At 39.1% G+C, this 13708-nt stretch carries 14 protein-coding genes; 6 read left to right on the forward strand and 8 right to left on the reverse strand.

Features of this window, described 5'->3' with window-relative positions; all coding sequences use genetic code 11:
- The first annotated feature begins 14 nt into the window (after nucleotides 1-14).
- On the forward strand, nucleotides 15-1118 hold the full coding sequence (locus CFK40_RS00350) for a 5-methyltetrahydropteroyltriglutamate--homocysteine S-methyltransferase (protein ID WP_089530156.1): 1104 nt from the start codon (nucleotides 15-17) through the stop codon (nucleotides 1116-1118).
- Between the two features lie 133 nt (nucleotides 1119-1251).
- The gene (locus CFK40_RS00355; protein WP_089530157.1) at nucleotides 1252-2043 is read left to right on the forward strand and encodes a serine/threonine protein kinase; all 792 of its coding nucleotides are present in this window, start codon (nucleotides 1252-1254) and stop codon (nucleotides 2041-2043) included.
- A gap of 29 nt (nucleotides 2044-2072) precedes the next feature.
- On the opposite strand, the gene CFK40_RS00360 is transcribed toward CFK40_RS00355, so the two are convergent.
- Nucleotides 2073-2273 carry a hypothetical protein gene (locus CFK40_RS00360; RefSeq protein WP_089530158.1) on the reverse strand — a complete coding sequence of 67 codons (201 nt, stop codon included), beginning with the start codon at nucleotides 2271-2273 and terminating at the stop codon, nucleotides 2073-2075.
- A gap of 1066 nt (nucleotides 2274-3339) precedes the next feature.
- Between CFK40_RS00360 and CFK40_RS00365 the strand changes: the two genes are divergently transcribed.
- From CFK40_RS00365 to CFK40_RS00380, 4 genes are all read left to right on the forward strand, one after another.
- The gene (locus CFK40_RS00365; RefSeq protein ID WP_089530159.1) at nucleotides 3340-3564 is read left to right on the forward strand and encodes a twin-arginine translocase TatA/TatE family subunit; all 225 of its coding nucleotides are present in this window, start codon (nucleotides 3340-3342) and stop codon (nucleotides 3562-3564) included.
- A 43-nt stretch (nucleotides 3565-3607) separates the two neighbouring features.
- On the forward strand, nucleotides 3608-4333 hold the full coding sequence (tatC, locus tag CFK40_RS00370) for a twin-arginine translocase subunit TatC (RefSeq protein ID WP_089530160.1): 726 nt from the start codon (nucleotides 3608-3610) through the stop codon (nucleotides 4331-4333).
- Between the two features lie 68 nt (nucleotides 4334-4401).
- Complete coding sequence (locus tag CFK40_RS00375; protein WP_227001839.1) at nucleotides 4402-5871, forward strand: alkaline phosphatase PhoX; 1470 nt, start codon at nucleotides 4402-4404, stop codon at nucleotides 5869-5871.
- A gap of 226 nt (nucleotides 5872-6097) precedes the next feature.
- Nucleotides 6098-6535, forward strand: coding sequence for a hypothetical protein (locus CFK40_RS00380; RefSeq protein WP_089530161.1), 438 nt, complete (start codon nucleotides 6098-6100; stop codon nucleotides 6533-6535).
- A gap of 75 nt (nucleotides 6536-6610) precedes the next feature.
- Here the strand turns inward: CFK40_RS00380 and CFK40_RS00385 are convergent, their stop codons facing one another.
- From CFK40_RS00385 to CFK40_RS21585, 7 genes are all read right to left on the reverse strand, one after another.
- Nucleotides 6611-7630, reverse strand: coding sequence for an ABC transporter ATP-binding protein (locus tag CFK40_RS00385; protein WP_089530162.1), 1020 nt, complete (start codon nucleotides 7628-7630; stop codon nucleotides 6611-6613).
- On the reverse strand, nucleotides 7630-8649 hold the full coding sequence (locus CFK40_RS00390; RefSeq protein ID WP_089530163.1) for an ABC transporter ATP-binding protein: 1020 nt from the start codon (nucleotides 8647-8649) through the stop codon (nucleotides 7630-7632). The genes CFK40_RS00385 and CFK40_RS00390 overlap by 1 nt, the downstream gene beginning before the upstream one ends.
- A 31-nt stretch (nucleotides 8650-8680) precedes the next feature.
- Nucleotides 8681-9538 carry an ABC transporter permease gene (locus tag CFK40_RS00395; protein WP_089530164.1) on the reverse strand — a complete coding sequence of 286 codons (858 nt, stop codon included), beginning with the start codon at nucleotides 9536-9538 and terminating at the stop codon, nucleotides 8681-8683.
- A 131-nt stretch (nucleotides 9539-9669) separates the two neighbouring features.
- Nucleotides 9670-10614, reverse strand: coding sequence for an ABC transporter permease (locus tag CFK40_RS00400; RefSeq protein WP_089530165.1), 945 nt, complete (start codon nucleotides 10612-10614; stop codon nucleotides 9670-9672).
- Between the two features lie 92 nt (nucleotides 10615-10706).
- Entirely contained in the window at nucleotides 10707-12317 is a 1611-nt protein-coding gene (locus CFK40_RS00405) for an ABC transporter substrate-binding protein (RefSeq protein ID WP_089530166.1), read from the reverse strand.
- Between the two features lie 235 nt (nucleotides 12318-12552).
- Nucleotides 12553-12927 carry a M20/M25/M40 family metallo-hydrolase gene (locus tag CFK40_RS21580; protein WP_319418014.1) on the reverse strand — a complete coding sequence of 125 codons (375 nt, stop codon included), beginning with the start codon at nucleotides 12925-12927 and terminating at the stop codon, nucleotides 12553-12555.
- Complete coding sequence (locus CFK40_RS21585; RefSeq protein ID WP_319418015.1) at nucleotides 12896-13369, reverse strand: amidohydrolase; 474 nt, start codon at nucleotides 13367-13369, stop codon at nucleotides 12896-12898. Before CFK40_RS21585 ends, CFK40_RS21580 begins: the two co-directional genes overlap by 32 nt.
- Between the last annotated feature and the right edge of the window lie 339 nt (nucleotides 13370-13708).

The following is a 13708-nucleotide window of genomic DNA, read 5'->3' on the forward strand; positions in this document are numbered from 1 at the left end:
AGAAGGAATGCAAAATGTCAATCACATTAACGAAAGCACCATTCAGAGCAGACCACGTTGGAAGTTTATTACGACCTGACAACTTACACAAAGCAAGAAAGGAATTTAAAGAAGGTACTATCACAGCGGAACAATTGCGCGAGGTTGAAACGAAAGAAATTAAACGGATTGTTGATAAACAAATTGAGATTGGTTTAGAACTAGTAACGGACGGTGAATTCAGGCGTACATGGTTCCACCTAGACTTCTTAGAGCACTTAAACGGATTTGAAGGATATGTGCCTGAACAGGGATACTTATTTGAAGGAGTAGAAACAGAAAAATACAACGTGCGAAACACAGGAAAGATTTCTTTTAATCTAGACCACCCTCATCTTAAAGACTTTGTTGAATTGAACGAAATCGTTGACGGTCGGGCGGTTGTGAAACAAACTATCCCAAGTCCAAATCAGTTGTTTAATGTTGGAATTCAAAACGAAGCTGTCTACTCAGATATTGAAGAATATGCAAATGATATTATAAAGGCGTATCAAGATGCAATTCAAGCATTTTACAACGCTGGTGTAAGATATTTGCAATTAGATGATGTTTACATTGCTGGGCTTTCCGCACCTGATATTCCATTTAATGATGGTAAGTATACAAGAGAACAATTAATCGATTTAGCATTACGCGTGATCAATGGTTCTTTGGAAAACAAACCGGAAGATTTAATTGTGACAACTCATCTATGTCGCGGAAACTACCAATCTACTTGGGCGTTTGAAGGAAGTTACTCACTTATCGGACCAACATTATTAGCAAAAGAAAAAGTAGATGGCTTCTTTTTGGAATATGACGATGAACGTTCAGGAGATTTCAAACCATTAGACTCTATTCCAAATGGCGGAGCACAAGTAGTTCTAGGTGTTGTTACATCTAAAAATGGCGAACTTGAAGACAAAGAAGTAATTAAGGCACGCATTAAAGAAGCCTCACAATACGTGCCGCTTGAACAATTATGTCTAAGCCCACAATGTGGATTCGCTTCAACTCATCACGGTAATAAATTAACTGAGGAACAACAATGGGCCAAATTAAAGTTTGTCGTTGATGTGGCGAAGGAAATTTGGGGATAATAAAGCTTCAAGGAAGGGATCCAATCGCAGGTAATTTGGATCCTTTTCTTATGTTGAGCTTTATTGGTTTTCTATCACATTTTGTTTTATACTTGATACTTAAGCTAGTATTTTTCAAAATAAAGAGGTGCCTATGATAGCTCTCCTGCATCGTTTAAAGAAAACTTATCATCTTTTAGTTGATCGCCCATACCCCACTCAGGCCATTGTTGCTGATAGATATAAAATTTTAAAGACACTGGGGATGGGGAGCTTTGGCATCACCTACCTCTGTGAAGATCTTACATCTGGAACCAATTGCGTATTAAAGCAGATGAGACCGAGCAAAAATAAAAGTAAGTCTGGGCAGCAGCTGTACCATAATGAGATTTCAATTCTTGGCTCACTGTACCACCCTTGTATTCCAAAGCTGTACCATCATTTCCCTTATGAAAATCACCTGTTTTATACAATGGAATTTATCGATGGAAGTAATTTAGAGGACGTATTATTTGCAGAGCACAGTAAGTTTAAAGAAAAAGACGCCCTTCTGCTTTTAAAACAGATACTTGATATTATTGAATATCTACATTTCGAGAACATTGTTCATAACGATATTCGAATTCCAAACATGATGCTTTGGGATGAAAATTTGTATCTCATCGATTTTGGATTAGCCAGCAAACTGGATGGTCACGAAAACGGTGCAAAGGGTACAAGAGAACGGATGGAGCTAATTCAAGACGATTTCTATGATCTAGGAGATGTCCTGCTTTATTTATTGTATTCTTTCTATGTGCCCCTTGATAGGAAATCCCGCCCATGGACAGAGGAGTTAACACTACAACCATCAACTAAGCACATACTGGAACGGTTATTAGCTATTAAAGATCCTTACGAAAACACTTCTGACATAAGAAAAGATCTTGATCAGGCATTGTCATGATGCGGAAAACCGCGGCCACCATTCCTCTTTTAAAAAAAAGCGAGTTCCTCCCATATAATGAGAGAGGAACTCGCTTTTTTAGCTGCTACTCCTAGAACTTTTTCGTTTATATCTTCCGCTTCCTTGATACGGAGAATGTCTAGATCCACGGCTACTGCTTCCGCTGTAATGATGCCTATGCCTTCTGCTGGAACCACTTCCACTATAACGTCTGGGATGTCTTCTGCCACTTCCACTTTCGGTATATTTAGCTACATTATGTTTTACTTTTTTCATTATCTTTTTAAACATTAGTAAACCTCCAATTCTGTGTGGTCTATTTTTGCTTACAATACAAGTATAACCGTTATGGGTTAATTATAGATTACAATTTTTCAACAATTGATTACAGCTTACCTCCAAATCTGAAAACCTGTAACTATGTAGACTCTCCACTGCACCTTGGGCTCTAAAACTACTTCTATTTATAGTGGTGACCTTTGGTTGAATGAGGTGCCAAGTACGTAAAAGGAAAATTATAATGATCATTAAACTATATCTAACCCAACTGTAACGCTGGTTTTTTTATTTTTTAGAAAGGCTGTTTTAGCAAAGTCTGTTGCTATTGATGTAAACTGCGACGTAACAGCAACGTGATTTCCGCTGCGGGCAGTCGCGCACCTTAGGGCGGCTGGTGAGCCTCCTCGTGCTCGTCGTATTGCAAGTTAATTCAGTGTTGTTGCACTCCTCGCAGAAAAGGATTACTAAAAGGATTACTGTCGCACTGTGGGGTCTCACCTATGCCTATCCTCCCGCAGGAGTCGACTGCCCTCCGCTCCAATCAACCGCCACAAACCTGTATGAAATAAACTACCAAGTAAATTGAATTTGTTAAGCACAACCCCAGTGAAGGAAATCCACGGAGACTCCTGTGGGAAAGCGAAGACGATGAGCCCCCGCAGAGAGCGGTCTTTGCGATCGAGGAGGCTCATCGCGAGCCCACGGAAAGCGAAGTGGATTTCCGGAACGGTTGTCCAACCACAAAACATAGCACATACGTCGCTGTTTATATCCATTCTCTCAAAAGCAACATTCTTTACGAAAACAGCCTTCAGAAAGCATATATTTTGAACGTAAAGTTTTATAGGATATTTGTCATAATTATTTTTACATTCTTTTAATAAATCTCAACATTTAATTCATATTGGCTTAAAGAAGATTGTGTAATGTAGAAGGTGAACCAAAAAAGAAAGCAGGTGCTAGGGATTTTTTAAGAACCATTAAGAAAAAATTTATCATTTAAGGAGAGGATAGACCATGATTCAAAACATTGGCGTACCTGGAATAATTCTTCTACTTGTGATTGCGTTAGTTATTTTTGGACCATCAAAGCTACCAGAAATAGGCCGGGCATTCGGTACAACATTGAAAGAGTTTAAAAAATCAACAAAGGATCTCGTTTCTGGAGACGATGAAGCGGATGAAAAAAAGCAGAATACGTTAGAGAAGGCAGAAAAAAAAGGCAATGAACACAAGATATAAAGTAATGAAACTTGATCTTCTTTATGTCTGATGGAGGTTGCTTATGAAAAATAATAAAATGGCAGTCCTAGACCATTTAGAAGAATTAAGGAAGCGTATTATTATAACCGTTTCTGCTTTCTTGCTCTTCTTTATCGCGGCGATGATTTACGTCGGAGATATTTATGGATGGTTAGTAAAAGACTTGGATATTCAACTTGCGATTCTCGGGCCAACGGAGATCTTATGGGTCTATTTGATGTTAGCTGGTATCGTTTCGCTAGCCGTGACAATTCCTATCGCGGCGGGACAAGCCTGGCTTTTTATTCGTCCAGCATTAACGAAACGGGAGCAAAAAACTACGCTCGCCTATATTCCAGCCTTGTTCATCTTGTTTATTTTGGGAATTGGCTTTGGTTATTACTTGATTTTTCCGATTGTACTAGAATTTCTGTTGGAACTCGCTGGCGACCATTTTATGACATTCTTTACAACAGAAAAGTACTTTCGATTTATGCTCAGAATGACGTTGCCCTTCGGAATTTTATTTGAATTACCAGCAATTGTAATGTTTTTAACAAGTCTTGGAATTGTTAACCCGTATCAATTAAAAAAAATACGCAAACAAGCTTACTTTACTTTGATCGTGATTTCGGTTTTGATTACACCGCCTGATCTCATCTCAGATGTTTTGGTAATTTTACCATTATTGATTCTATATGAGTGCAGTATCAGTTTATCGAAAGTGGTCTATCGAAAAAAACAACGCTCTGTGGCAACCGCTGCATAAGGATTAAAAACGCACACATAACCAGAATTTCAACCGAATCCTTACAACAAATTTGGGAGGCATGTATCTTGAGTAATGAACAAAAGTGGAACAAAGATGTCAGCAGAAGAGATTTATTGAAAATGGGTGGAACTGGTGCAGTGGCACTTACAGTAGGCTCCGCTTTGACCCTGCCGTTTTCTGGAGAAGTACTGGCTAAGTATAGAGGGCCTAATCCTCCAAAATCGGTACATCCTGGGACTGCCGGATATGGCCCGCTAGTAAAGGATCCAGGTGGAATACTTGATTTACCAAAAGGCTTCCAATATCGAATTATTTCCGAAGAAGGCAACAGGCTTTCAGACAGTCGCCCGATACCAGGCAATTTTGACGGGATGGCTGCATTCCGGGGACGACATAATTCCACTATCCTTGTTCGTAATCATGAATTAACTGGTGATACTGAAAATCCAGTTATAGGAAAAAGTCCTTATGATAAAGACAACACTGGTGGAACGACGGCTCTGCTTGTTGGACCTAATAATAAAGTTATCAAGGAATACGTAACCTCTGCAGGAACGATACGTAATTGCGCAGGAGGAGCAACGCCATGGGGAACGTGGATTACTTGTGAAGAAACCCTTGAGAAAGGCCACGGTTACGCATTTGAGGTCGACCCGAATGACCCGGAAAACAAATTATCCAAAACACCCATTAGAGAAATGGGCGCATTTTCCCATGAGGCTGTTGATGTCGATCCAGCAACAGGCATTGTTTACCTGACAGAAGATGGTGATCCAAGCTTCCTTTACCGTTATATTCCGAATGACAGAACTCCAAGGCCTGGTGCTCTGCAAAAAGGAGGCAAACTGCAGGCTGCAGCGATGGAAGAGATGCCTGCTGCAATGGCAGAGTCGTTTAATACTGGAAGAAAGTATGGACTCGTCTGGAAAGAGGTTGATCCTGAAAAACCTACAGATGATGCAATCACAAAAGGGTGTATTCAGTTTGACCGTTTAGAAGGCACACATTTTGTAGCGGGTGTATTATGGTTCAGTGACACCTCAGCAGGATACAGCAACGGGCAAAAAGGCCGAATCTACCGTTATACGCCATCGACGAATAAATTGGAATTGTTCTACGAAGCATCAAGTGCCAACAAGATGGAAATGCCTGACAACATCATTGTTGCACCTTGGGGCGACCTTTGGTTTGTGGAAGATGGGCCAGGAAGCGATCGGATCATGGGGATTACACCAGAGGGAGAAGTCTATCAATTTGGTAAAAACCGACTTAACGATTCCGAACTAGCTGGTCCTACCTTCTCCACTGACGGGAAAACATTTTTTGTGAACATCCAAAACCCAGGTCTCACCTTTGCGATTTGGGGCCCGTTTGCACGCGGAAATCATGGACGAAAGCATCAGATGGGACATGCTGCCCCGCCGAAACACTTTGCGCCGAAACTATCGGATAAAGTGATCGAGGCGGCACAAGCTCAGGGCATGACCCATCTTGAAGCAGCTGCATTTCAACGTCATGGCATTCCATTGTTTTAATTTCAATTCAATAGAATCAAAAGCATTTAAAACAAACGTGCTCGAGGAGTATAATCGACAACTCCTCTGCACGTTTATTTGTTGGTTTAAATAAAGTTTGTTAACCGATTCTGATAATCTCAAAGGTCAATTCCCCCAGGGGCCTTATTCAATGTCCCTTCTTTTTAAAATTTGATATAATAATAGATAAATGAAACTCAATTTAAATTTTAATGGGGGTTTACTAATGGAAATAAACAAGATTTCATTGATGGAAGCATATATGCTTGAAACACTTCGCAGTAATGGCGTGTCAGATCAAGAATTGATTAACCAAATCGCAAAAAGTGATGCCAGTCCATGGCAAGCACTTAGCTCTCAATTTGACTTTAACCAATTAATAAAAATTGCTGAACAGGATCCAAACGCATTTAAATCGATCGTCCTGGATGGATATAAAGTAAAGTTTGTCACATTTAAAGGAATACAAACTTTATTAAAACTTAAGTTTAATAAACTCCAGGGTCATGATTATCAACTTACAGAGAAAAGCATTACTGATTTAAAAATCAGTGAGAAGCAATTATTCCAGCTTAGGCAGATACTGTCTAAAAACTGGATAATTCATGAAACGTCACCCGAAAACAGTAACCTAAGCAAGGAAATCAGAATTGAGCTAACCTGAACATCTGAACTCAACTAGCTTTATTTCAAATCTTTCTATCAATACGAACTGATCATAGAATACAGGAGAAAGAGATTAAGATTTACTTAAACTCCCATGATGAATTGGTTCAGACGTACCATGTTCAATAGGAAAAAAACAAGATACATAGTGATCCCCATTACCGTCTTCCTCCATTGTGGGAGTATTTTCTTTACAATATTCTCTTGCATACGGACATCTTGTATGAAAAACACAGCCTGATGGAGGATTTGTGGGAGATGGCAATTCTCCATTTAAAACAATTTGTTCCCGTGCTTTTTCTTTTATAGGATCTGGTAATGGAATCGCGGAAAGTAATGCATTTGTATAAGGATGGCGAGCATTCCTATAAAATGATTCATTATCCGAAACTTCCATAATTTTTCCTAGATACATAACGGCTACTTTATCGGCAATGTGTTTAATAACGGACAAGTCATGTGCAATGAACACATAAGTTAAATCAAGTTCCTTTTGTAGATCTTCAAACAAATTGATAACCTGAGCTTGAACTGACACATCAAGTGCACTAACCGGCTCATCACATACGATCATCTTTGGTTCTAATGCAATTGCACGTGCGATACCGATTCGTTGCCGCTGTCCACCAGAGAACTCATGTGGAAGCTGATTATAGTTATCTGGTTTTAGGCCAACAAGCTCCATTAATTCCTTCACACGTCGTTCTATATTCTTTGTCGTTTTATATGCCTTTAATGGTGCTGCTATAATGTCGCCCACTTTCATCCGTGGATTAAGACTTGTAAACGGGTCTTGAAAAACCATCTGTATATCTCGGCGAAGTTGATGCATTTGCTTCGAATTGTAGTTGGTAATATTTTCTCCTTCAAATGAGATATTTCCTGATGTCGGCTTCTGCAGCCCCATAATTGTTCTGGCAAGCGTACTTTTCCCACAGCCAGATTCTCCCACCACTCCAAGGGTTTCCCCTTTGTTGACTGATAAATTAACACCATTAACTGCTTTTACATAATCCGTTCCTTTTTTAAATACGCCACCATTTGTAGGAAAGTGAACATTAAGATCACGTATTTGCAACAATTCTTCGGACATTATTGTTTAACTCCCTTCCGTTCGGTTGCTTCATTTAGCTGCTTACGTTCTTCAAATTCCGAATGAGACAAAATACAAGCTGCCAGGTGGCCATTATCTCTTTCAGTTAAGTCGGGATCCACTTCCAAGCAATCCGGCGTAACAAATGGACAGCGAGGATGGAAGTTGCATCCTTTAGGCGGGTCTATTAAATTCGGTGGCTGACCCTGAATACTTAAAAGACGTTCATGCACATCCGAATCGAGACGCGGTAAGGAACGTAAAAGCGACCAAGTATAAGGCATAGATGTACGATAAAATATATCCTCGGCACTCCCTTCCTCTACAATCCTGCCTGAATACATAACCAATATTTTATCAGCCAAATTCGCAACAACGCCCAAATCATGCGTGATAATAATAATAGCCATTCCATACTTTTTTTGGATATTCTTCATAAGATTCAATATTTGGGCCTGGATCGTGACATCCAAAGCTGTGGTCGGTTCGTCTGCAATGAGTAATTTCGGCTGGCACGCTAACGCGATTGCAATGAGGACACGCTGCCTCATACCTCCTGAAAATTGATGAGGGTAGTCACGCATGCGGTGCTTTGGATCAGGAATCCCAACATCTGATAATAATTCTATTGCTTTTTTTTCAGCTTCCCGCCGAGACATGTTTTGATGCGTCCGAATTGCTTCAACTAATTGGTCACCTATTCTAAAAACAGGATTCAAACTGGACATTGGATCTTGAAAAACCATCGCAATCTCATTCCCACGTACCTTTCGAATCTCCCGTTCACTCAGGTCGAGTAAATTCCTTCCTTCATATAAAATTCCACCTTGCGGATAAAAAGCAGTTGGTTCCGGATTTAGCTGCAATAAGGATAGAGCAAGAACACTCTTTCCACTCCCAGATTCACCTACAATCCCGACCGTTTGCCCTGCCTCCACCGTAAATGACACATCATCAACAGCCTTTACGATGCCACTAGGTGTATCCAAATGCACTTTCAGATTTTTTACTTCAAGCATTGTATTGTCACCCCTTAGGTAATTTGTCTATTCAAGCGTATTTCTGCTTTTTATTTTTAAACAAACCCTTTGTTGTTCTTTTTTGTTTTTTTGAATGCGGATCAAACGCATCACGCAATCCATCACCTAAAACGTTCAAAGCAAGCACAGTAAATACAATTCCAAGACCTGGAAAAATGGAAAACCACGGCGCTATTGTAATATAAATTTGTGATTCCTGAAGCATATTCCCCCATGTCGGTGTGGAAGGATTTACACCAACACCTAAAAAACTAAGTGCAGCTTCTGCCAAAATTGCTTTAGCAAAAATAAATGTTCCTTGGACAATAATTGGGGATAATACATTTGGTAACATATAACGCGATAAAATAACTGGATCACTTGTCCCTGTAGTTTTGGCTGCTTCGATATATTGAACATTATTGATTTGCAGCACAGCGGATCGAACAATCCTAGTCATCACAGGCCAAAAAGCTAATGTTAACGCAATAATAATATTTGTAACACTACCACCCAGTGCTGCCACTAATGCAAGTGCGAGAAGTAATGCCGGGAATGCCAACATTCCATCTACAATACGCATGATTACAAAATCTGCCTTTTTATAATAGCCCGCTATTAATCCAGTTAAAGTCCCTAATACTGTTGATAACAGTGCAACCACAACCCCAACAAGCAATGATACACGAGCAGCTACTATTGTCCGGGCGAATACATCCCTGCCAAAGTCATCCGTTCCAAACCAGTGCTGGCTTGAGGGTCCAAGTAAACGTTGACTCGGGTCAATATATGTTGGTGATTGCGGAAGCCACAGTGAGGCCGTAATTGTGGCAGCTGTTATTAAAAATAATACTACTACTGCTAGTAGATTTCGTTTTTTCGTTAACATGTTGAAATCTCCCTTTTTTGGCAGTAAAGAAAGTATATCCATATTTCTTTCTGCATAAGTGCAACTAAGTCATTCACCCAAAAGCTTGGTGATGCCGAGTTTTCTAAACTTTCATACATCATGAACCCTGTTTAGTCATAGCGTATTCTTGGATCCAAAAATGCATATAAAAGATCGACTAATAAATTCACCAATACATATATACCAGCAATGAATAAGACGACACCCTGAATGACTGGATAATCCCGACGATGGATAGAATCAATTAAAAGTTGACCAATTCCAGGGATCGTAAACATTGTTTCAATAATAACTGTACCACCAAGCAAACCTGCAACAGTTGTTCCAATGACGGTTGTCGTTGGAATGAGAGCGTTGGAAAACACATGCTTCATTAATACACTATTTTCCTTAATACCTTTTGCTCGAGCAGTGCGTGTATAATCCTGATTTACTGATTCAAGCATTCCATCACGAAGCATTCGAGCTACGAGACCGACTTCAACAGATGCTAGGACGAATGCAGGCAAAAACAGATGATAAAGCCAATTAAATACTCCCTCCATAATTGGTATATACCCTGCAACCGGAAAAATAGGAATAGCTACCCCGAATCCCAGTACCAATAACATCGCAAACCAAAATTCAGGAATCGATACCCCGATAAGCGAAACAGAAATAAACAGCGGATCCAAGGCCGTGTTCCGTTTCCAAACAACAAAAATTGCTGTTGGAATTGCAATAAGCAATACTAAAAGTAAAGAGATAAGCATTAAACTGAATGTTGGTCCGAAATGACCCGCAATAATTTGTGAAACTGGCTCGGATGAATAGACAGATTGCCCTAAATCTCCAGTTAATATGTTTTTGATCCAATCAAAAAACTGAACGGCCATCGGTTTATCTAGACCCAGTTGTTTCTCTAATTGCTCAATACTTTCCTGTGAGCTATCTTCCCCTAAAATAAGAAAAGCAGGGTTTCCAGGTGTGAGATGTACAATCAAAAAAACAATAATACTTACAATGAACATGACAGGAATTACCGAAAGCAATCTGCGTATAGTATATTGAAGCAACCTTTTCCCTCCTCACTGATGAATAGATTATTTTGTATGTAAAACGGAAGCTTATCAGGAGCGATCCTGACAATGCCTCCAAAAATCAATTTTTATTTACTTTTCCAGGTATTCCAGAAACGTTGTCCAATCCAGCTAGTATAATCCTTAATTTTATCGCTTTTAGCATCAAGCGTTGATTCATTAACAACCTTAATGAATGGAAGTTCATCATAAACTGTTTGATTCATTTCCGCTAAAATCTCTTTTTTCTGTTTACCTGTTTCTGCAGTACTCCAACGATCTAGTAGATTTCCCCAACGTCCACTGTTATACCACCCACTGCTTGCAGTATCCATTACGAGCATGCCAAGCTCATTAGGCGAGAAGCGCGTTGACCAGCCAACAACTACCAAGTCCCAGTTTGCAGGATCCTGCCATTTTTCAAGATAGGTTGCCCATTCATAAGGAACGAGTTCTACGGTAAATCCAACCTCTTCCAGTTGTTGTTTGGTAACTTCAGAAATTTTCTCATAGTCTGCGAAATTGTTCGCATACATAATCGTTATAGGTTCGCCATCGTAGCTTGATTTTTCAAGAAGACGCTTAGCTTTTTCTTTGTTGTATGATAAATATTGATCTGTTCCTTCTTTCGTATAAAGTTCTGTTTGCTCTGGGGCGAAAAGCGCGCCATCAAAACTATAAAACTGTTCATTCCCATACGCAGCTTTCGCAATTGTTTTCTTATCCAACGCGTGATTTAGCGCCTCACGCACCTTTAGATCGTCAAACGGTGCTTCCGATTTATCAGGAGTAATCGTTGAGTAACCATTTATATATTTCACTGGATCAATGTTTGGACTACTTTCAACTACTTGATACAGATCTGGTGGAATAGATTGGGCATAGTCATACAATCCTGTTTTTAGGCCGTTAATCATAACTTGAGGATCCTTAACAATTTTGAATTTAATTTCATCAAAATAAGCCACCTTTTTCCCTGTTAAACCACCCCAGTCTGTTTCTTTACGAGCCGAATAATCTTCAAACTGGGATAAAACAATTTCATTACCTCTATCCCACTTTTCAAATTTGTATGGACCCGTTCCAATAAGCTGTTCTGGCTGAAGCGGTTGCTCACCCGCTTCCTTTGCAACTTTCTCGGGTATGATCATTAGGGCTGACTTTGGAGCAGCCATATCAGACAGAAGCGGAGTATATACCTCCTTTAATTTAATTTCAACCGTATAGTCATCAATCGCTTTAACCTGCTCAATGTATTCACTCGCAATCGTTCCTACCGAGGATACTTTTCTCCAACGTTCAATTGAAGCCACAACGTCTTCAGCAGTAACGGTTGAACCATCATGAAAATTCACACCCTCACGAACTTTGATTGTATAAACTGTTCTATCACCACTAATTTCGTAACCCTCGGCAATCATTGGTTTTGTTTTATACTCCTTATCTAACGCAAATAAGGTTTCAAAAATATGCCACCCTATGTCCCTTGTGGAAGTGGCTCCAGTATACATCCAGTCAATAGTGTCCGGATCAGCTGCAAAAGCAACATTAAGTGTTCCTCCCTTTGTGGGCTCTCCAGTTGATTGCTCGTCGGCATCCCCACTTCCAACGGTACTTTCTTTCGTGCAACCTATTAAACTTGCAATCAAGAGTAAGCCAACTATTGTAAATAAAACGTTATAATGTTTTTTTAAGTTCATTTTAATCCCCCATTATTAGAATTCTTTTAAAATCTATGCATCTGTATATCTGTTAAATTCCTAATAGCCTTTCATGTATCACTAATCCAAATCCAATAAAATGTACTTTTAAACTTCATTTTATTCATCCATGTTTTCTTCTCCAGAATTTAAGTAACTCAAATGAAATACCATATCTACATCTTATTTTAAAACAAATAATGAGACACAATTTTTACGAATGCTTTTTCAATATTTAATAATGCCCTTTCATCAAAATCAAATTTAGGGTGGTGATGAGGGAAATGGGTATCTTCCTTTTCATTCTGAGCACCAATCCTAAAATATGTTCCGGTTTTTCTTGTGAAAAATATGCAAAGTCTTCCGCTCCCTTTGAAGTCTCAAGATTAATGACAGCTGACTCAGTAAACATTTCCTTGAAAAGTCCTTTAACTGTTTCTGTTTCCTCTCTATGATTGAACAGGGCAGGATATCCAAGAAGATAGTCAATTTTATATGTAGCCTGAAACCCCTCCGTAATTCCTTTTACAATCGAATGGATATTGTCTTTTACATTTTGTCGTACTTTTTCATTAAATTTACGAACAGTTCCTTCCAGTTGGAATGACATTAAAAGCATTACCCGCTTGAAAAGCCCCAAGCGTAACCACCGCCGATTTGAGTGGGTCTATTCTGCGACTAACAATTTTTTGGAGAGAATTTACAATGTCACTTCCAATTACAATCGGATCAATAGAGTTATGTGGCTTTGCTCCATGTCCCCCTTTTCCTTCAATTGTAATTTCAAATTTATCTACAGCTGCCATTTTAAACCCTTCTCCAACAGCTACTTTCCCCAAAGGAATTTCCGAAGCAAGATGAGCTCCAAATACAAAATCTACATCATCCAAAATTTTTTCTTCAATCATGAATTTAGCTCCACCTGGTGGTGTTTCTTCAGCAGGTTGAAAAATAAAAAGGACTGTTCCTTTTATATTTTCCCGAAATTTACTTAGCGTTTGTGCTGTACCTAATAATGCAGCAGTATGACCATCATGACCACAGGCATGCATAACACCAGGTTTTAATGACTTATAAGGTACATCCTTCTTATCGTCAATAGCGCATCAAAGTCCGCCCTCAAAGCAATTGTTTTCCCTGGTTTATTTCCCGATAAAATGCTGATGCAAATATCTTCTCCAACTGATAATGTCGTTCAGTTTACTACCTAGTTCTGTAGAAATTGTATCTAAAACACTACTATTCTGATTAAATGGCATAAATTAATATCCTTTCTTTTTTATTATTTAAATCAATCCATATTTAACCTATATGATTAATATGTTTAAAGAAGCAAGATAGTAAATGAATTAAAAGCAATATAGGCAACTTTAAACGAAAAATTTAAACCT

Origin of the sequence: Virgibacillus necropolis, assembly GCF_002224365.1 — a bacterium.
GTDB lineage: Bacteria > Bacillota > Bacilli > Bacillales > Amphibacillaceae > Virgibacillus_F > Virgibacillus_F necropolis.